The sequence below is a fragment of the Kribbella lupini genome, assembly GCF_039529595.1.
GTDB lineage: Bacteria > Actinomycetota > Actinomycetes > Propionibacteriales > Kribbellaceae > Kribbella > Kribbella lupini.
The window spans coordinates 582792-600910 of record NZ_BAAANC010000001.1 but is presented as its reverse complement, the minus strand read 5'-3'; the positions used below and the strand labels follow the sequence as shown (position 1 = coordinate 600910).

Genomic DNA, 18119 nt, shown 5'->3' with positions numbered 1-18119 from the left:
ACATCCGACCGGTCGGCGGCTAAGTCACCGCCGGGATGCCGCCGACCGCGTCGATCGCTGCTCGCAGTCGGCTTTGCCGGTCGAACAGCCAGTCGGTCATCGCCGGCCAGGAGTCGGTCTCGGCCACGTCGGAGAAGTCGGAGTACACCGCAATACGGGCGGCTTTGCGCCCTGGCATCGGGTCCCAGACGGCGGGAGCTCCGAGCTCCGCCTCGAACTGTTCCTTCTGCGCGAGCAACGCCTCGTACCTGGCCGCGTTGACGGCCGGGTCCGCGTCGAAGTACAACTGCACGCTGAGACCGGCCCGGGTGAAGGACATCGAGACCAAGGCTCCCGAGGTGCCCGTCGACATGTCGAACCAGGAGGCCTTGGTCGACGTACGGGCCCGGCTCCAACTGGGATGACCGGCCTGGATCTTCGTCCGGACCTGGTCCCAGAAATCCCAGTACAGCCTGCCCTTCTCGCTGAGCTGACCGGACGCCGCGCCGGTCGTCGCGGACTTGACCTGCTTCTCCCAGTCGTTGGGCTGTGCAACCAGCTTGAACGCCGGGGCCGGTGTCGATTCGCCGATCCGCACGACCTGGATCTCGACACCGAAGAACCGGGTGTCCTCGTCGGTGTGCTCGTTGAGCCAGTCGATGGCCGCCCGGTGCTCGGGGCGGAAGCCGGTGGTCATCCAGACGATCGTCGTCGGATTGGTCCCCGCCGCGTAGGTGAGGATCTGACCGAGGTGGGCGTGGTCGGAGGGTTCCAACTGGTTCTCGACGATGACGGTCGTGCCGGTGGCTTCGTCCCGGCCCATCAGATCCAGAAAGAATCCGCCGACGGGATGCTCTGCGACGTCCAGCACGAGGTCCATGCCGAGGAGGTCGGACAGCACGTCGACGTTGGCGAGCAACCAGGGGGTGAAGTCGTGGGCCTCGTGCGGCCACACTTCGCGAGCGGGCACGACCGTCAGGCGTCCGAGCAGTTGATCCGCCGCCAGAGCGTACGACGGCGCGGCCTCCAGCTGCAGTTCACCGAATGCTTACAGCCGATCCCTCGACGTGACCCGTTCGGAGTGAGTAGGTTCCTCGGGCGGTGAGGTTTACCTGGAGACTGGGCGGGGACTACTCCCGGTACGAGCTTCGCCACTGTCGGTGAAGACGTGAGGCGTGTGAGGTGTTGTTTTGGCCCGACCGATGACGGCTGACCAGACGGTGGCGGCGTTGCGGAAGTGGGGGGTCAAGTTCCGGGAGTACCCGGGATGGCGGACGCGGGGACGGCCTGGGACGTTCGGGGACGTGCGCGGGGTGATCGTGCACCACACCGGCAGCAACTCCCAGAGTGACGACTACCTGAACTTCCTGTTCGTCCGCGGTCGCCCCGAGGACGGCATCCCGGGGCCGTTGTGCAACGTGTCGACCGACATGGACGGCGACCTGCACGTCGGCGCGGTCGGCCGGGCCAATCACGCCGGGCGTGGGTCGGCGACGACGCTCAGCCGGGTGACCGCGCAGAACTACGCCGGCTACACGTCCGAGCTGCGCCCGGGCGCCGACAGCGTCGACGGCAACGCGCACTACTACGGCAACGAGGTCCGGTACGACGGCGCGCGGGCGATGACCGCGGCGGCGTACCGGACGGCGTTGCTGCACGCCGCCGCGATCTGCGACTTCCACGGCTGGAACGCGCTCGCGGTGATCGGTCACCGCGAGCACACCCGCCGCAAGAACGACCCGGGCCACAACCCGATGAACACCTTCCGTACCAACCTGGCCGCCGTGCTGCGGGCCGGACCCGATGGAGACGACATGGCAAACGCCGACGAGGTACTCGCCGAGCTGCGCAAGTTCCAGACCGCCGAGGCGCAGCGGTACGCCGACCTGGCCAACCGCGTGCAGGCCCTGACCGACCAGGAGGAAGGCCGGTACGCCGACCTGCAGCGCCGCGTGCAGGGCCTGGTCAACCAGGAGGCCGGCCGCTACGAGGACTACGTCCGCCGCTTCAACGCCATCCTCGCCGCGCTGCCCAACGGCGCGGCGCAGCAGACCGCACCGGAAGCGGTTCCGGAATCCGACAACCCTTCTTCTACCTCTTGAATTAAGTAAAGAAGTTCGTTTTCCTTTGAGGTCATTCCCTTTCAGAGGAGAACACCCATGCCTGGAGTCGCCCCGCTCCGTCGACCGCCGCGTGCCCGCGCGGCGGTCGCGGCGTCTCTGGTGGCCGCCGTCGTCGCCACCGCTCTGTCCGTGGTGACCTCGCCGGACGCCACCGCCGCCATCTCCCCCACCGGCTGGAACACCGTCACCGCCAAGCACAGCAACAAGTGCGTCGACGCGCGCGCGGCCGGTACGGCGAACGGCACCGCCGTGCAGCAGTACACCTGCAACAGCAGCACCGCGCAGCAGTGGCAGTTCCAGCCGACCTCCGACGGCTACGTGCGGATCAACGCCCGCAACACCCCGACCCAGGTGCTCGACGTCAGCAACGTCTCCGTCGCCGACGGCGCCCTGATCCACTTGTGGGCCTTCGGCAACGGAAACAACCAGCAGTTCCGCCCGGTCGAGGAGGCCGACGGCGCCTACCACCTCGTCAACCGTCACAGCGGCAAGTGCCTCGACGTCCCGTCCGCCTCGACCGCGGACAGCGTCCAGTTGCAGCAGTACACCTGCAACGGCAGCGCCGCCCAATCGTTCAGGATCAGCCCTGTGGACGGCACTCCCCCGACCAACCCGCCCGGTACGCCGGACCTCGGCCCGAACGTGTCGGTCTTCGACCCGTCGATGCCGGCCAGCCAGATCCAGAGCCGCCTGGACCAGGTGTTCACCCAGCAGGAGGAGAACCAGTACGGCGAACAGCGCTACGCCCTGCTCTTCAAGCCGGGCAGCTACAACGTCAGCGCGAACGTCGGCTTCTTCACCCAGGTCGCGGGCCTCGGCCTGACGCCGGACAGCGTGAACATCAACGGCGCCGTGCACGTCGAGGCCGACTGGTTCCCGCCGCAGAACGCGACCCACAACTTCTGGCGCGGCGCCGAGGGCCTGTCGGTCACACCGCCCGGCGGTCTCGACCGGTGGGCGGTCAGCCAGGCGTCGGCGTACCGGCGGATGCATCTGAAGGGCAACCTCGCGCTGGACGACGGCGGCTGGGCCAGCGGCGGTTTCATGGCCGACACGCTCGTCGACGGCCAGGTCCGGTCGGGCAGCCAGCAGCAGTGGCTGTCGCGGAACACCAACTGGGGCAGCTGGACCGGCCAGAACTGGAACATGGTCTTCGTCGGCGCGCAGAACGCGCCGGCCGGCACGTTCCCGAACCCGCCGTACACGAAGGTCGCGCAGACGCCGGTGGTCCGGGAGAAGCCGTACCTCTACATCGACAACGCCGGCGCGTACCAGGTGTTCGTCCCGGCCGTCAGGACGAACTCGGCCGGCCCGAGCTGGACCAGCGGCAACCCCGCCGGCCAGTCGCTGCCGATCAGCCAGTTCTACATCGCCAAGCCGGGGGTCTCGGCCGCGACGCTCAACGCGGAAGTTGCCGCAGGCAAGAACATCCTGTTCACCCCGGGCATCTTCCGGCTCAGCGAGCCGCTGCGGATCACCCGTCCGGACACCGTCGTCCTCGGCCTCGGCCTGGCCACGGTGATGCCGACCAACGGCAACAGCGCGATCACCGTCGCCGACGTCGACGGGGTCAAGATCGCCGGCCTGCTGATCGACGCGGCGCCGACGAACTCGCCGCTGCTGATGGAGGTCGGCCAGACCGGCGCCTCGGCCGACCACAGCGCGAACCCGACGTCGCTGCACGACGTGTACTTCCGGATCGGCGGCTCGGCGGTCGGCAAGGCGACCGAGACGCTGCGGATCAACAGCGACGACGTGATCCTCGACCACGCCTGGCTGTGGCGCGGCGACCACTCGATCGGCGTCGGCTGGAACACCAACACCGCCGACACCGGCCTGGTCGTCAACGGCGACGACGTCACGGCGTACGGGCTGTTCGTCGAGCACTACCAGAAGTACCAGACGATCTGGAACGGCAACGGCGGCCGGACGTACTTCTACCAGAACGAGATGCCGTACGACCCGCCGAACCAGGCCGCCTGGATGAACGGGTCCACCCGCGGGTACGCCGCCTACAAGGTCGCGGACTCGGTCACCACGCACGAGGCGTGGGGGCTCGGCAGCTACTGCGTCTTCACCAGCGACGCGAGCATCATCGCCGACCGCGCCTTCGAGGTCCCGAACAAGACCGGCGTGAAGTTCCACAACATGGTCACGGTCTCTCTCGGCGGCCGCGGCACGATCGCCCACGTCATCAACACCACCGGCGGCCCCTCCAACTCGAGCACCAACGTCGCCCAGTGGGTCAATTACCCCTAAGAGTTCACGCTCTGCTGTAGAAAAGTTACGGACATGGTCTCACCATAGGAACGAACTTTCCGCCCCGTTCCGAAGGTGAGACCATGACTCCGATCAGTCGTAGATCCTTTGTGCTCGGTGGGCTGGCGGCAGCCGGTGCTGCCGTGCCCGCGTACTCCAGCGTCGTCAACGCCACCGCCGCGGTCCCCTACCCGTTCCAGCTCGGGATCGCGTCCGGCGAACCCGATGCGAGCAGCGTCGTCCTCTGGACGCGCCTCGCGCCCTCCCCGCTCAACGCGGACGGCCAAGGTGGCATGGCGAACGCCGACGTCGCCGTCGACTGGCAGGTGTCCACCGACGACCGGTTCACCACGCTGGTCGCGTCCGGCTCGGTCATCGCGACGTACGCCGCCGCCCACTCCGTGCACGTCGTCGCCGGCGGGCTCAACCCCGACGCCGACTACTTCTACCGCTTCCGCGCCCAGGGTCACCTCTCCCCCGTCGGCCGCACCCGGACCGCTCCCGCGCCGGGCACGAACGGCCGCGACCTCGTCATGGCGTTCACCTCCTGCTCGCACTACGAGGAGGGCTATTTCACCGTCTACCGCCGGATGGCCGAGGACAACCCGGGCGTCATCCTGCACCTCGGCGACTACATCTACGAGTACGGCGCGACCGCCGGCCGCCCGCGGCTGCACGCGGGCACGTCCGAGATCGTGTCGCTGGCCGACTACCGCCGCCGGTACGCGCAGTACAAGTCCGACCCGGACCTGCAGGCCGCCCACGCGGCCGCGCCGTGGATCGTCGTACCGGACGACCACGAGATCGAGAACAACCGGGCCGGCAACATCCGCGCCGACAGCACGCCGGCGCTGACCGCGGCGCAGTGGACCGCGCGGCAGACCGCGGCGTACAAGGCGTACTACGAGAACATGCCGCTGCGGCCCGCGCAGGCGCCGAGCGGCGCGAGCATCCCGCTGTACCGCAAGCTGCCGTGGGGCAAGCTGGCCAGTTTCCACATGCTCGACACCCGGCAGTACCGCAACGACCAGGCCTGCGGCGACGGCTGGAAGGTCTGCTCGGACGCCGACCTGGCCAGCCGCAGCCTGCCCGGCAACGCGCAGGAGACCTGGCTGCTGAACAACCTCGCCCAGCGTGGCGCGACGTGGGACATCCTCGGCCAGCAGGTGTTCTTCGCGCGCCGATTCAACGCGACCGGCGCGAGCATGGACTCGTGGGACGGCTACCGTGCCTCCCGTGCCCGGATCCAGCAGGGCTGGGTGGACCGCGGCGTGCGCAACCCGGTCGTGCTGACCGGCGACGTGCATCGTGCCTGGGCGAGCAACTTGGTTGCCGACTACAACAACCCGGCGTCGGCGGTGATCGGCCAGGAGCTCGTCACCAGCTCGGTCAGCTCCAGCGGCGACGGTGACGGCGCGACCGCGATCCCGGACGTCGGTACGAACCCGTGGCTGAAGTTCTACAACAACCGCCGCGGCTACATCCGGACGACGCTCAGCCCCACGCAGATGCGCGCCGACTTCCGCGCGGTGGCGAAGGTCTCCGAGCACGGCGCCGCCGCGACCACGGTGAAGTCGTTCGTCGTCGAAGAGGGCCGTCCCGGCCTGCAGACGGTCTGAGGGGAAACGACCATGAAGAAGAAGCTTCTGGGGATCACCGTGGTTTCGGCCCTGCTCACCGTCGGGATGACCCAGGCCGCCGAGGCCGCCGTCGCCGCGCCGACCTGGGTCACCGCGAACAGCACCGCGACCGGCGACCAGGACTGGGCGGCGATCGCGACCAACCGGACCGGGTACGTCGCCGTGGTCTGGGAGGACGACCGCGACACCACCGCCGCGGAGGACAACGCGCACAGCGAGATCTATCTCCGGCTGTTCCGCAACGGCACCGCCGTGTACGAGAAGAAGCTGTCGGCCGCCGGCGGCAGCGGTGTCACCAACTGGCGGCACCTGACGCCGGACGTCGGCCTGGACGACAAGGGCAACGCCGTCGTGGTGTGGGCCGACGACCCGGACGGCAACGGCTACTACAACGTCCCGTACCGCGTCGTGAACACGGCCGGTACCGTCACCGCTTCGGGCAGCGCCAACAGCAACTCCGACGGCCAGCAGCTCAAGCCGCGCGTCGCCGTCGACCCCGACGGCGCTCCGTCGACCGCGGCGGTCGCGTTCACCGTGGCCTGGGAGGACATCCAGACCGGTACGCCGGCCACGATCAAGGCGGCCGGGTTCACCGGCCCGACCACGCGCGCCTGGGAGGTGACCGCGTCGGCGACGACCGGTCAGCACCACAATCCCGACGTCGCGGTCTCGGCCTCCGGCGACGCGGTCGTGGTCTGGGACGACGACGCCGACGCCAACGCGTCGTACGACGCCGGTCTGGTCCGGCTCGCGCGCACGAACGGCGCGGTCAACCTGTCGCGTCGTACGGCGAACGCCACCCTCACTGGTGAACAGACGCGCGCGTCGGTCGCGGCGAACTTCAACGGCGACTTCGCGGTCGCGTGGCAGTCCGGTACGACGACCGCCACCCGATCGTTCACGTCGACCGGCACGGCGCGCCACGCCGACCTCCAGGTCGCCACGGCGGCGACCCAGCCGTCGATCGGCATCGACGACCAGGCCAACTCCGTCGTCGGCTGGACCACCCAGGCCACCGACCTCGACGTCTGGGTCCGCGGCTTCGGCCCCGACGGCAGCGACACCGGCCGCCTATCCGCCCAGCGCCTGAGCCAACTCACCGCCGGCCGCCAGGAACAACTGGCCGTCGCCGTCTCCCCCTGGTCCGAGGTCGCCGTCGCCTACACCGACGACAACGACGGCAACACCTTCGACCAGGTCATCCTCGGCCACTCTTTCGCCAACAACGGCTGGTGAGATCCACTCAGTAACCACAGCGCATTGGGTTGGTCCTCGGCGCCTTGCCTTGGCATCGAGGACCAGCCACCGACTTGCTCATGGCCGTGGGGTCAGCCCGCGCTTCACCATGAAGTCGACGGCGCTGTTCATCCCTGTCGGGCTGATGACTGTTCCAGGGTGGAGCCTGGGCCAAACGCGCAGCATCTCGTCGACGAAGGCTTGGCCCACGCTTTCGACCCCGGTGAAGTCAACCTCCACCTCGCTGAACACTTCCATGCCCGCGAGCAGCCGCTTGGCCTCGCTTCGGCTGACGAAGGTCACGCCGAACTCGAACAGCTTCACCACCGGGCGACTTCGGCTGAACTCGTAGTCGATGGTGAACTCCTGGAACAACTGGGACAGGTCGCGGTCCGTGGCCGGATCCAGTTCCAGACTGACTGTGGTTCCCTCAACCACTCTGGAGACGCCAACCGCCTGGTCGTTGCGCAGGTTGTCAACCGTCCAATCGATTCCGTTGGCCGACAGCCTGAAGACGTCGACCGCCTTGGAGGTGAAGAAGATTCCCTCGCCGGTGTGCCGATCGGGCGCCGTGGTGCGCTTGCCTTTCGTCAGTTCCTGAATCGCCGTGAAGTTGTCAGGCAGCCCCAACCCGTGGGCCAGATGCGCGAACGCACCTCTGCCATCGTCCTGGATCATCACCCGCAACCCACCCTCCGAGGCGAAGGCCGAGACATCCACATATGCTCCGCCGGAGTGGTCGATCGCGTTGTTCAGCATCTCGGTGAACGCATATGCCAAGATCTGCTCGGCCGGCCCACCCGCGATGAGGTCGAGCTTCGGCTTCACGATCGACCACACCCGGTCCTCGGCCAGACCATCGAGCTCGAACTCGCGCTGGAAAAGCAGCTCCGACGGCTCTTGGTGCTGAACGGCGACCGTCGTACGACCAAGACGGTGATTCATCCAGGCCGACCGGGTGGCCTCGATGTCGTATCGGCGATGTCCGCCGCTGGTTCGGTCGGCAGTGAACACCCCAGCGTCGGTCAGTTGCCGGATGCGACTGGGTGACAGTCCGAGCTCCGCCGCGACACTTTTGATCGACTTCAGTTCGCCCACAACACTCCTCAAAATCTACAACTCGCTGTAGATTCTACTGCTGACTTGAGCCAAAATCTGCAACTTGCTGTAGATTTCGCGACCCCTCATCCATAAATTCTATAATTTCCTGTAGCTTTTGCCGTGGACATCACCGAACTGAGCGAGCGGGCCGAGCGGATCTCGGAGCGGTACGGCGAGTACCTGGGGATCGAGCGGGACGGGGACTGGTTCCTGCTCAAGCTGCAGGAGGAGCTGGGCGAGCTGACCCAGTCCTACCTGCAGGTCACCGGACGGGCCCGGACCAAGGGTCTGAGCGAGGCCGAGATCCGGGACGCCTTCGAGCTCGAGTTCGCCGACGTGCTGTGCCAGTTGCTGCTGCTCGCCCGTCACCACAAGGTCGACGTACCGGCCGCCGTCGAACGCAAGTGGCTCATTCGCGAGGCGCAGCTGGACGCTGCGGTCACGCCGTCTTCGGGCGGATCGAGAACATGATCGCCAGGACGATGCCTGGGATCACGTAGCACCACAGCGGGGGCCAGCCGAACAGAACTGGCAGCAGGCAGAGCAGGAGCAGGTCGAAGCCGCGGATCGGCTGGGAGAACAGGCCTGGCGGGATCGCGCCCATGGGCGAAGCGACGAGCGGGCCGGCGTACGACGGTGGGCGGGCGGACGCCTGCCGGACAACTCCGGTCAGGATTCCGGCCGCGACCGCGAACGTCGTCGGCGCACTGCCGAGGGCCGGCGACGCGGCCAGCGTCCACAGCAGCACGAACCCACCCGGTACGACGGACATCGCGACCCGCAGGTCCTTCAGGTCCATCCCCAGCGCGCGCACCAGCCCGGTCGACCGGCAGACCGACCGCAGCCCGTCCATCAACGGCCGCGTCGCCGCGAACCCGGCGAAGCCCGCCGCGATCGGCACGAGCACGTCGTACCCGGTCCCGGCGACGGCGTACGGAACGACGAGCAACCCGGCGCCCACGACCAGCCGGCGCGGCCAGCGCAGCACCCGGAGGAACTCGCGATGGATGATCGCCTGCACGCGCTCACCCCGCCCGCGCCGCGACTTCAGCCGCCCGACGGTCCGCCAGTGCCGCCCGGCGACGACGTCGGCCAGCAGGCTGACGTCCATGGTGATCGCCGCACCGGCCATCCCGGCGAGCAGATCACCACCGGCGACCACGCTCTGCTTGGGAAGACGAGCCAGCGTACGAGCGGTGAAGAAGACGAGAGCACCGCCAAGGACAACCACCACGACAGCCGTCACCAGCAGCCGCACCTGATAGTCGCTCAGACCGCTGTTCACTTCGCTGTAAGCAAACATGCTCAGGGTTTCAAGACTTTCCGGCGAGGTCTTCTTCCCAGCTTGTGTCGCCAAGATCAACGCCGGAACCGCCGCAACCACCAGCAACAGATCAGCGATCCGCAGCGCCCACCGCCCTCGCGCCGGCACCTGCTGCGCCCACACCGTCGCGCACGCCGTACCGACCAGCAGCAGCACCGTCAGCAGCGCCGCCTCGCCCACGGTCGACCACCCCGCGCCGAACAGCGCGAACCCGATCACGGCCGCCAGCGCGCCCATCACCGCCGCCACCACGATCACCAACCGGTACGCCGGCCGCAGCAACGCCCCGCGATCGACAGGTGTCGCCAGCAACCAAAAGCCCGTTGCCCGCGACGCCGACACCGGCCCGACGCTCAGCAGCACCCGCAGCATCCACGACACCAGCAGCGGCACCAGGATCCACGGCACCGTGTCCAGCAACCAGCCGCACGACGCCGACGAGCACGCCGCGGACTTGTTGTTCAGGTGCCGTACGACGTTCCCGCCGGTCGCGCCGAGCATGGCCAGCGCGAAGATCACCAGGTAGACGTCCTCGAACTGCTGCCAGAACGTGCGGTCGGCCTTGCCGCGCCGGACCTTGCGCATCCAGCGCCGCAGCTCCACCGAGCGCGGGATCGCCCCGAAGTCGGCCGGGTCGAACACCACCGGGCCGTCGGACGCGGCGCTCATGGCAGCGGGGTGAGTTCGACGCGGGAGTCCGCCACGGCCTCCACCAGAGCCGGATCATGACTCGCGAAAACCACCGACGTACCGGCCTTCTTCTCCGCGACCAGCCGCTCCGCCAGCCACGCGACGCCGGCCGTGTCCAGCCGCTGCTCCGGCTCGTCCAGCACGAGCAGCTTCCGCGGCCGCACCAACGTGGTCGCCAATGCGAGCCGCCGCCGCTGACCCGACGACAACGACCCCGGCAGCTGATCGGCCGCCGCGAGCAGTCCGACGTCGTCGAGCAACGTGTCGACCAGATCCTCGGGCTCCGGGTTGCCGTGGGCCCGCGCGAGCAGGTCGAGATGCTCGGCCGCGGTCAGGTCCGGGAAGAAGTCCAGGTCGTCCAGCAGCGCGGCGACATCTCGCCGGACGACCTCCGCGCGTTCGTCGATCGGTACGCCGTCCAGCAGGATCTTGCCCGCTGCCGGCTCGTGCGCGCCGACGATGCAGCGCAGCACCGTCGTCTTGCCCGCGCCGTTCGGACCGACCAGCGCAACCGCCCGGCCGGCGGGCAGGCTGAACGTCAGGTCCTCGATCACCGGCCGGTCGGCGTACAGGTGCCGCAGGCCCGTCACCGCGAGCCGGGGAGCCGCTTTGGTCATCGCTTGCGAACCAGCGTCAGCCCGTCGCCGATGCCGAGCATCACCACGTCGACGCGGTCGTCGGCGGCGACGTGCGCGTTGAACTCCTTGCGGTCGACCGGGTCCTCGTCGTGCACCCCGACCACGCGGCCGCCGGCCAGCGTGTTGTCGAACAGCAGCAGGCCGTTCGGGCGGATCCGCGGGACCAGGTGCTCGAAGTACTCGATGTAGCCCGGCTTGTCCGCGTCGACGAAGGCGAGGTCGAACTCGCCGTCCAGCTCGGCGGCGGACTGGTGCGCGTCGCCGATCCGCAGGTCGATCTTGTCCGCGACGCCGGCGCGCTCCCAGTACCTGCGGCCGATCGAGGTCCACTCGTCGCTGACGTCGAGGCAGATCAGCTGCCCGTCGTCGGCCAGGCCGCGCGCGATCGCCAGCGCGGAGAAGCCGGTGAAGGTGCCGATCTCGACCGCGCGCTGGGCCGAGATCAGCCGGGTCAGCGTCGTCAGCAGCGCGGCCTGGTCGGCCGTGGTGAGCATGACGGCGGCCGAGCCGAGCTTCTGCGTCTCCGCGACGAGCTCGGTGGCGATCTCGTCAAGCGGCATCCCGTGCGCCACCATGTAGTCGTGCAGCTGGTCGGTCACCTGGACCTGGTTGCCCATCCGTTTCCGCCGTTTCCTCGTCGTGTTCGGTCGCCTGTAGTCTCTACGGGTTGTCCGACCGCTCGACACCGACCCCTTCTAGGAGTACCCCAGCATGCAGATCGCCGTCGCCGGATCGATCGCGACCGACATCCTGATGACGTTCCCCGGACGCTTCAAGGACCAGTTCGTCGGCGAGCAGATGCACAAGGTGTCGCTGTCGTTCCTGGTCGACGAGCTGGTCGTGCACCGCGGCGGTGTCGCCGCCAACATCTGCTACGGGATGGCCCAGCTCGGCCGCCCGTCGCTGCTGGTCGGCTCGGTCGGGGCCGACTTCGCCGAGTACGGCGCGGCGCTGACCGAGGCCGGTGTCGACGTCTCCCACGTCCGCGTCTGCGAGAACGTGCACACCGCGCGCTTCACCTGCACGACGGACCTGGACGCGAACCAGATCGCCTCCTTCTACACCGGCGCGATGGCCGAGGCCCGCGAGATCGACCTGGCCGGGATCCATGCCACGACCGGTGGCATCGACCTGGTGCTGATCGGCGCGGACGACCCGGACGGCATGCTCAAGCACACCCGGCTGGCCAAGGAGAACGGCATCGCCGTCGCCGCCGACCCGTCGCAGCAGCTGGCCCGGATGGACGGCGAGCAGATCCGCGAGCTGATCGACGGCGCAACGTACCTGTTCAGCAACGAGTACGAGTCCGGTCTGATGGCGCAGAAGACCGGCTGGAGCCAGGACGAGATCCTCAGCCGGGTCGGCGTCCGGGTCACCACCCACGGCGGCGACGGCGTCGTGATCGAGAACGCCGACGGCGTGCTCGCCAAGATCCCGGCTGTCCCGGCGCCCGGCCTGGTCGACCCGACCGGTGGCGGCGACGCCTTCCGCGCCGGTTACCTGACCGGTCGCGCCGCCGGCCTCGACCACGAGGCCGCCGCCCAGATCGGCTGCACCCTGGCGACCACGGTCCTCGAGACCGTCGGCACCCAGGAGTACACGCTGGACCGCCCGGCCTTCCTCAAGCGCCTCGCTTCGGCGTACGGCGAGGAGGCCGCGGCCACCGCGGCCAGCACGCTCAACCTCGGCTGACCCCTGAGCCTGCGGCGCGGCCGCACCGGTCAGGAAGGCACTCGGCGTCGTCCGAGCAACTGTTCATCGCAGCTGGTCCAGCACCCCGGTCTGGGCCAGCAACGCGAACCGGTCCGGGCATCCCCAGTGCTCCACCAGCAGGCCGTCCCTGACCCGGGCGACCTCGAACAGCGCGATGTCGACGGGCCGGCCGCTCGGCGGACCGAAGAAGCTCCCGGTCGCCGTCCCCCGGGCCCTTGCGCGGGCCCACACCGTGTCGCCGACGGTCACCGAGTCCTCGATCGTGTAGACGACGTCCGGCATCATCGCGTGGACCTCCCGGATCGCCGCTCGCAACCGGGTCCGCGCCTCCTCGCCGGTACCGGCCAGCCCGAACTGGTGCTCGACCAGGTCCGGCGCGCAGACCTTGTCGACGATGCCGTCGTCGCCGGTCGCGAAGCCCTCCACCAGGATCCGCTCCAGCACGTCGTACGCGCTCGTTGTCGTCATCGCTCCCCCAAATGCACTGTTGGTGTACTCGATGCAGTGCCACTGCACTGAACGCATTGATAGTGTGCCCACATGGCCGAAGCCGTCAAGACCTACCGCCAGGAACAGGCCGAGGAGACCCGGATCCGGATCGCCCGAGCGGCCCGGACGCTGTTCGCCGAGCACGGGTACGGCGCGACCAGCATCGCCGCGATCGCCGCGGAGGCCGGCGTCGCGACCCGGACGGTCTACTCCGCGTTCGGCACCAAGCGGGAGATCCTCTCGCTGATCTGCGACCTGTGGCTGCGTGACGCCGGCGCGCGCGAGCGCGCCGAAGAGGTGCTCGCCGAGCCGGACCCGGTCCGCCGGTTGCGCGGCGCGGCCGGATGGCTGACGAACCTCTACTCGGCCGGCTTCGACGTCGTACTGATCTTCGAGGCCGCCACCGACGAGAGCGCGGAGACGCGCGCGTTGCTGCGGTCCAAGCTGGCCGGCCGCAACCAGGTCATGGATGCCATGATCGCGTCGCTCGACGGGGAGCTGGCCATCCCGCTCGCCCAGGCGCAAGCCGTCTACCGAGCGCTCGCCGCCCCGGGCGTCTACCAGGAACTGGTCGACGAGTCCGGCTGGAGTCCGGCAGAGTTCGAGCAGTGGGTGGCCGACTCGCTGCAGCGCCAACTGCTCTGACGGAATGCAGGCGGCGTCGCAGGGGTTGTAGCGAACTGTACGTTCAGTTCACTTGAGGAGATCGTGATGACAGAACCAGTGGCAGCCGCGTCCGGCGAGTTCAGCATCGGCGGCGACCTGACCGTCCGGCGGCTCGGCTACGGCACGATGCAGCTGACCGGCGAGGGCGTCTGGGGCGACCCGAAGGACCCCGACGAGGCTGTCCGCGTGCTGCGGCGCGCGATCGAGCTCGGGGTGAACTTCATCGACACCGCCGACGCTTACGGCCCGTTCACCGCGGACCTGTTGCTGAAGAAGGCGCTGCACCCGTACGCCGACGACCTGGTGATCGCGACCAAGGCCGGCTTCTCCCGGACCGGGCCGGGTCAGTGGGTGCCGATCGGCCGCCCGGAGTACCTGCGCCAGCAGGTCGAGCTGAGCTTGCGGCACCTCGGCCTGGAGCGGATCGACCTGCTCCAGCTGCACCGGATCGACCCCAAGGTCCCGGTCGCCGACCAGATCGGTGAGCTGGCCGCGCTCCAGCAGGAGGGCAAGATCCGGCACATCGGCCTGTCCGAGGTCTCGGTCGAGGAGATCGAGGAAGCCGGCAGGACCGCGCGGATCGTCTCCGTCCAGAACCTGTACAACCTCGCCCAGCGCGACGCCGAACCGGTGCTGGAGTACGCCGAGCAGAACAACCTCGGCTTCATCCCCTGGTTCCCGCTCGCCACCGGCGGCCTCGCCCGCGCCGGCGGCCCGCTCGACCAGATCGCCAAGGACCACACCGCGTCCCCGTCCCAGCTCGCGCTGGCCTGGCTGCTCAAGCGGTCCCCCGTCATGCTCCCGATCCCCGGCACCTCCTCGGTCGCCCACGTCGAGGACAACATCAACGCCGCCACGCTCGAGCTCACCGATGAGGAGTTCACCCGCCTCACCGAGGCCGTCAGCTGATGCCGCATGCCTGACCGGACCACTCATCCGCGCAGCCTCCGCGCACGGGAGTCGGTGCTGTGCGCAACCAAGGAGCTGCTCGCGGAAGGCGGGCTGACGGCCGCGACCGTCGATGCGATCGCGGCACGTTCCGGGGTGAGCAAGGCGACGATCTACAAGCACTGGCCGTCCCGGACCGCGATCGCGGCCGAGGCGTTCGGGCGGGAGATGGCAGCCGCGATCCCTTTGCCGGACACGGGTTCGGCCAGGGGTGACCTGGCCGAGCAGGTCCGCCGGGTGAGCCGGTTCTACTCCGGTGAGCACGGCAAGGTCTTCGCGCAGTTGCTGGCGGCATCGGTCACCGATCCGCAGGCGGCGCCGTACTTCCGGGAGTACTTCCTGGACGCGCGGCGCCGCGCGATCGCCGAGTTGTGGCAGCGGGCAACCGATCGCGACGAGGTCCGGCCGGGCATCACCGCCGGTACGGCGACCGACGTGCTGTTCGGCCCGCTCATCTTCCGGCTGCTGACCGGCCATGCCCCGCTGAGCGAGGAGGAGGCCGACGCCCTCTCGTCGGCCGCCCTGGACGGCCTGCTGCGCTGACTGAACTACCGGAGAGCGAGGCCTTCGGGAGTGAGCTGATCGGCACGCAGCTTGGTGTTGTTCACGAACACCGTGGGGAGGTCGAGCACCTCGCGCTCGACCGTCGTGGCCTCTAGGGTCGCGAGCCAGCCCTGGTAGTCGGTGGAGAGCTTCTCCGCCGGTACGCCGAGCTTGTTGCCGAGCTCAACCAGTTGACCATCGGTCCAGGCCTTGCCGGGGTCGTCGTAGATCGCCCGGACGAAGCCGCGAGCGTGGCCGTTGGCGGCGGCCAGGGCGAAGGCGTTGGCCAGCCGCGGCGAGTCGGTGTCCGTGAAGGTCATCGGCCAGTACGTGAGCGTCGCGGTACCGTCCTCGACCAGCTGGTCGAGCGTGAGCCCGTTCGTCCTTTCGAACTCCACGCAACGAGCGCACCGAAAGTCCAGGTAGACGTCGATGTTCGTCGCGGCGCCGGCCTTCCCGATCGTCACGCCCCGCCCGGCGGTGCCCGGTGCGGTGATCACCGCAGGCTCAGGCCGGGCGCTGTCGACGCGCACCGGCGAGTGGTTGCGCCAGTAGTCGACCCCCACCGCGGAAACGACGGCAACCACCAGCACGACCGCGACCACGACGAACCCGTGCGACGCGCGGAGCGTCCGAAGAAGCCGGATGCGTCCGAAGAGGCCGAGGCTATAGCGCACTCTGCTTCGGACGCATCGCGGATCTTCGGACGCTACGGCCCACAGGATGACCGCGCACAGCAGGCCCATGACGGCGGTGACGAACGCTTCCAGCAAGTAGTCGGTGCGTCCGGCGCCGAGGACCGCTCCCCCGGCCGCGACGACCAGGACCGGAGCGACGGGCGCGCGGCCGGCCGAAACACCGTCGTGCCGCAGACCGGTCGGTCTCGATGCCATCGGCAACCAGTGGACCGCGGTCAGGTACCAGATCCCGGCGAGCAGCGTCGCTCCGATCGCGTCGCTGGGCCGGTGCCAGCCCAGGTTCTGCACCGCGGCCGCCACGAACGCCAGCCAGGTCGCGCCGACGGCAACGACGTACGGGCGGGCTCGTGGAGTGCTGACCAGAACGGCGCCGATCGCGAGCCCGGCAGTGACCGCCACATGCCCGCTCGGGAAGCTGGTCTCGGTCAGGAACGAAGGCGCGCCGGAGATCTCGGGGCGCGGAAGGACGAACCGGTTGAGGACATACGTGCTGACGGCCGTGGCACCCGGCACGAACGCTCCCGCGACGGCGAGCCGCCACTGCCGGCGCAGTACGGCGATCAGCACGATCAGCGCGGTTCCGATGACGAGCGTGAGCTCTTCGCCCCGCAGCGGCGGCGGACCGATCGAGTAGCGGATGCCGTAGATCCAGGTCTCGGTGCTGAACCCCCTGGTCATGGCGTTCTCGAGCGACTGGCCGTACGGCGTACAGACCGCGAGGAGGTAGAGCACCCCGAACGCGATCGCGAGCTTCAGCGGCTGCTTCACCGCAGCCGGGTGTTCTGGCGGGTCGTCAGCACCACCACCGGCAGCGTCGCGACCAGCGCGAGTACGACGGTGACGCTCGGCTGCGGGTGGTACGCGAGCACGGTCGGATCGGTGAGGATCGCCTCGGCGCGAACGACGGCGAACGCCCCGATCGGAACCGCCCAGCGGAAGTCGCGGGTCAGGAACGTCGCCCAGCCGGCGCCGACGACCAGTGCGATCTCCAGCACGAACTGACCCCGCTGGAACCACGGATCACCCGCGGTGAGATGGAGGCCACCGGCAACGAACGCGGCGACGGCAACCGGGATCAGCCAGGCGTAGGACGACGCCCGCGACGCCCTGCGGAGGGTCAGCACCGCGCTGACGAGCAGCAGCAGGATCGGCAGAACGACGTGGTGGGCAAGGATCGGTGCGCCGAGGCCGTAGTAGCCCGGGCCGACCACGCCTTGGCTGCCGAAGACGTTCGAGCTGCCGATGGTGAGCCCGGTGTAGAGCATCGCCGCGGCCGCCGGCACGGCGATCCACGCCCGGCCCCGCAGCAACGCGACGAAGGCGATCAGCGGGAGCAACCCGTACGGAAGCAGGCGAGTCTGCGTGCCCTCGCCGACGGCCCACGGGAACCGGCCGTTGAAGTGGAAGTTGATCGCGTGCGCGGCCGGGTCGATGTGCAACGTCCAGTTCCACACGTCTTGCAGATAAGGAGCCAGCGCGAGAAGCGCCAGCCAGAGTCCGGCCAGCCGCAGGCCGGCGGGCCACCACGCGGTGCCGGTGGTGGCCGCCTGGATCCGGGCCTGCAGAGCGCTCCGCAGCAGCGCGGCCGCCTCGCGCGGAGGTGGCCAGTCGCGCCCAGGATGAGCCTCCGCAAGACAGTCCAGCAGCTCGTCGCCACGGCTGTCGCGATAGGCCTTCGGGTAGGCCAGCAGGACCAGCCGGTTCACGCTTGCGCCGTACGGGGGCGCTTGATGACGACGTTCGCCGCCTGCTGCAGCCGGGCCGCCTCGCGGCGCAGGGCGGTGTCACCGTCGTCGGTCAGCCGGTAGTACCGACGGGCGCGGCCGTCCACGATCGCCTCACCGTCCGGCACCACCAACCCGGCGCGCTCGAGCCGCTCCAGCGCGCCGTACAGGGTGCCGACGGCCAGCCGCAGCCGTCCGTCGGTCGCCTCCTCGGTGGCCTTGATGATCCCGTACCCGTGCAGCGGCCCGTCCTGCAGAGCGGCCAGCAGGAAGTACTGCGCTTCGGTCAGCGTCGGCGATTGATCCCTCACAGGGACCGAATATATATCGCCCGACGAACTATGCGAA

General features: G+C 69.1%; 18 protein-coding genes. 9 read left to right on the top strand and 9 right to left on the bottom strand.

Annotation, left to right across the window (positions count from 1 at the left end):
• Positions 1-19: 19 nt before the first annotated feature.
• On the bottom strand, positions 20-949 hold the full coding sequence (locus ABD235_RS02745) for a DUF4268 domain-containing protein (protein WP_344168781.1): 930 nt from the start codon (positions 947-949) through the stop codon (positions 20-22).
• Between the two features lie 232 nt (positions 950-1181).
• Here ABD235_RS02745 and ABD235_RS02740 point away from each other — a divergent pair, with 232 nt between their 5' ends.
• From ABD235_RS02740 to ABD235_RS02725, 4 genes are all read left to right on the top strand, one after another.
• Positions 1182-2081, top strand: a complete 900-nt coding sequence (locus ABD235_RS02740) for a peptidoglycan recognition protein family protein (RefSeq protein WP_344168778.1) — start codon at positions 1182-1184, stop codon at positions 2079-2081.
• A gap of 57 nt (positions 2082-2138) precedes the next feature.
• A complete protein-coding gene (locus tag ABD235_RS02735; RefSeq protein ID WP_344168775.1) occupies positions 2139-4361 on the top strand; it encodes an RICIN domain-containing protein in 2223 nt (740 codons plus the stop codon).
• An 83-nt stretch (positions 4362-4444) separates the two neighbouring features.
• Positions 4445-5980: an alkaline phosphatase D family protein gene (locus ABD235_RS02730; RefSeq protein ID WP_344168772.1), complete on the top strand. Its 1536-nt coding sequence runs from the start codon at positions 4445-4447 to the stop codon at positions 5978-5980.
• 12 nt (positions 5981-5992) lie between these two features.
• The gene (locus ABD235_RS02725; protein ID WP_344168769.1) at positions 5993-7237 is read left to right on the top strand and encodes a hypothetical protein; all 1245 of its coding nucleotides are present in this window, start codon (positions 5993-5995) and stop codon (positions 7235-7237) included.
• Between the two features lie 78 nt (positions 7238-7315).
• Here the strand turns inward: ABD235_RS02725 and ABD235_RS02720 are convergent, their stop codons facing one another.
• The gene (locus tag ABD235_RS02720) at positions 7316-8335 is read right to left on the bottom strand and encodes an STAS-like domain-containing protein (protein WP_344168766.1); all 1020 of its coding nucleotides are present in this window, start codon (positions 8333-8335) and stop codon (positions 7316-7318) included.
• A gap of 123 nt (positions 8336-8458) precedes the next feature.
• Here ABD235_RS02720 and ABD235_RS02715 point away from each other — a divergent pair, with 123 nt between their 5' ends.
• Positions 8459-8809 (top strand): nucleoside triphosphate pyrophosphohydrolase family protein, encoded by a 351-nt coding sequence (locus tag ABD235_RS02715; protein WP_344168763.1) that lies wholly within the window; start codon positions 8459-8461, stop codon positions 8807-8809.
• Here ABD235_RS02715 and ABD235_RS02710 read toward each other — a convergent pair.
• The 3 genes from ABD235_RS02710 to ABD235_RS02700 are packed head-to-tail and all read right to left on the bottom strand — an operon-like array spanning position 8778 to position 11607.
• A complete protein-coding gene (locus ABD235_RS02710; RefSeq protein WP_344168759.1) occupies positions 8778-10331 on the bottom strand; it encodes a DUF6297 family protein in 1554 nt (517 codons plus the stop codon). The genes ABD235_RS02715 and ABD235_RS02710 overlap by 32 nt on opposite strands.
• Positions 10328-10969, bottom strand: coding sequence for an ABC transporter ATP-binding protein (locus ABD235_RS02705; protein WP_344168756.1), 642 nt, complete (start codon positions 10967-10969; stop codon positions 10328-10330). The genes ABD235_RS02710 and ABD235_RS02705 overlap by 4 nt, the downstream gene beginning before the upstream one ends.
• Entirely contained in the window at positions 10966-11607 is a 642-nt protein-coding gene (locus tag ABD235_RS02700; RefSeq protein ID WP_344168753.1) for an O-methyltransferase, read from the bottom strand. Before ABD235_RS02700 ends, ABD235_RS02705 begins: the two co-directional genes overlap by 4 nt.
• Before the next feature lie 94 nt (positions 11608-11701).
• Between ABD235_RS02700 and ABD235_RS02695 the strand changes: the two genes are divergently transcribed.
• Positions 11702-12682: a carbohydrate kinase family protein gene (locus ABD235_RS02695; protein ID WP_344168750.1), complete on the top strand. Its 981-nt coding sequence runs from the start codon at positions 11702-11704 to the stop codon at positions 12680-12682.
• A gap of 63 nt (positions 12683-12745) precedes the next feature.
• Here ABD235_RS02695 and ABD235_RS02690 read toward each other — a convergent pair whose 3' ends face one another.
• Positions 12746-13171: an ester cyclase gene (locus tag ABD235_RS02690; RefSeq protein ID WP_344168747.1), complete on the bottom strand. Its 426-nt coding sequence runs from the start codon at positions 13169-13171 to the stop codon at positions 12746-12748.
• A gap of 72 nt (positions 13172-13243) precedes the next feature.
• On the opposite strand from ABD235_RS02690, the gene ABD235_RS02685 reads away from it, so the two are divergent.
• From ABD235_RS02685 to ABD235_RS02675, 3 genes are all read left to right on the top strand, one after another.
• Complete coding sequence (locus tag ABD235_RS02685; RefSeq protein ID WP_344168744.1) at positions 13244-13837, top strand: TetR/AcrR family transcriptional regulator; 594 nt, start codon at positions 13244-13246, stop codon at positions 13835-13837.
• Between the two features lie 66 nt (positions 13838-13903).
• A complete protein-coding gene (locus ABD235_RS02680) occupies positions 13904-14767 on the top strand; it encodes an aldo/keto reductase (protein WP_344168741.1) in 864 nt (287 codons plus the stop codon).
• Positions 14768-14773: 6 nt separating this feature from the next.
• Positions 14774-15349: a TetR/AcrR family transcriptional regulator gene (locus ABD235_RS02675; protein WP_344168738.1), complete on the top strand. Its 576-nt coding sequence runs from the start codon at positions 14774-14776 to the stop codon at positions 15347-15349.
• A 5-nt stretch (positions 15350-15354) separates the two neighbouring features.
• On the opposite strand, the gene ABD235_RS02670 is transcribed toward ABD235_RS02675, so the two are convergent.
• From ABD235_RS02670 to ABD235_RS02660, 3 genes are read right to left on the bottom strand one after another with little or no spacing between them, the layout of a single operon-like run.
• Positions 15355-16815, bottom strand: coding sequence for a thioredoxin domain-containing protein (locus ABD235_RS02670; protein ID WP_344168735.1), 1461 nt, complete (start codon positions 16813-16815; stop codon positions 15355-15357).
• Positions 16812-17753, bottom strand: a complete 942-nt coding sequence (locus ABD235_RS02665; RefSeq protein WP_344168732.1) for a hypothetical protein — start codon at positions 17751-17753, stop codon at positions 16812-16814. The genes ABD235_RS02670 and ABD235_RS02665 overlap by 4 nt, the downstream gene beginning before the upstream one ends.
• Positions 17750-18082: a PadR family transcriptional regulator gene (locus ABD235_RS02660; RefSeq protein ID WP_344168729.1), complete on the bottom strand. Its 333-nt coding sequence runs from the start codon at positions 18080-18082 to the stop codon at positions 17750-17752. The genes ABD235_RS02665 and ABD235_RS02660 overlap by 4 nt, the downstream gene beginning before the upstream one ends.
• Between the last annotated feature and the right edge of the window lie 37 nt (positions 18083-18119).

Bases quoted from the DNA above. Each gene is read 5' to 3' on its own strand.
- ABD235_RS02740 (WP_344168778.1), top strand. From the start codon at position 1,182: ATGACGGCTGACCAGACGGTGGCGGCGTTGCGGAAGTGGGGGGTCAAG.
- ABD235_RS02735 (WP_344168775.1), top strand. From the start codon at position 2,139: ATGCCTGGAGTCGCCCCGCTCCGTCGACCGCCGCGTGCCCGCGCGGCG.
- ABD235_RS02730 (WP_344168772.1), top strand. From the start codon at position 4,445: ATGACTCCGATCAGTCGTAGATCCTTTGTGCTCGGTGGGCTGGCGGCA.
- ABD235_RS02725 (WP_344168769.1), top strand. From the start codon at position 5,993: ATGAAGAAGAAGCTTCTGGGGATCACCGTGGTTTCGGCCCTGCTCACC.
- ABD235_RS02710 (WP_344168759.1), bottom strand. From the start codon at position 10,331: ATGAGCGCCGCGTCCGACGGCCCGGTGGTGTTCGACCCGGCCGACTTC.
- ABD235_RS02705 (WP_344168756.1), bottom strand. From the start codon at position 10,969: ATGACCAAAGCGGCTCCCCGGCTCGCGGTGACGGGCCTGCGGCACCTG.
- ABD235_RS02700 (WP_344168753.1), bottom strand. From the start codon at position 11,607: ATGGGCAACCAGGTCCAGGTGACCGACCAGCTGCACGACTACATGGTG.
- ABD235_RS02695 (WP_344168750.1), top strand. From the start codon at position 11,702: ATGCAGATCGCCGTCGCCGGATCGATCGCGACCGACATCCTGATGACG.
- ABD235_RS02690 (WP_344168747.1), bottom strand. From the start codon at position 13,171: ATGACGACAACGAGCGCGTACGACGTGCTGGAGCGGATCCTGGTGGAG.
- ABD235_RS02685 (WP_344168744.1), top strand. From the start codon at position 13,244: ATGGCCGAAGCCGTCAAGACCTACCGCCAGGAACAGGCCGAGGAGACC.
- ABD235_RS02680 (WP_344168741.1), top strand. From the start codon at position 13,904: ATGACAGAACCAGTGGCAGCCGCGTCCGGCGAGTTCAGCATCGGCGGC.
- ABD235_RS02675 (WP_344168738.1), top strand. From the start codon at position 14,774: ATGCCTGACCGGACCACTCATCCGCGCAGCCTCCGCGCACGGGAGTCG.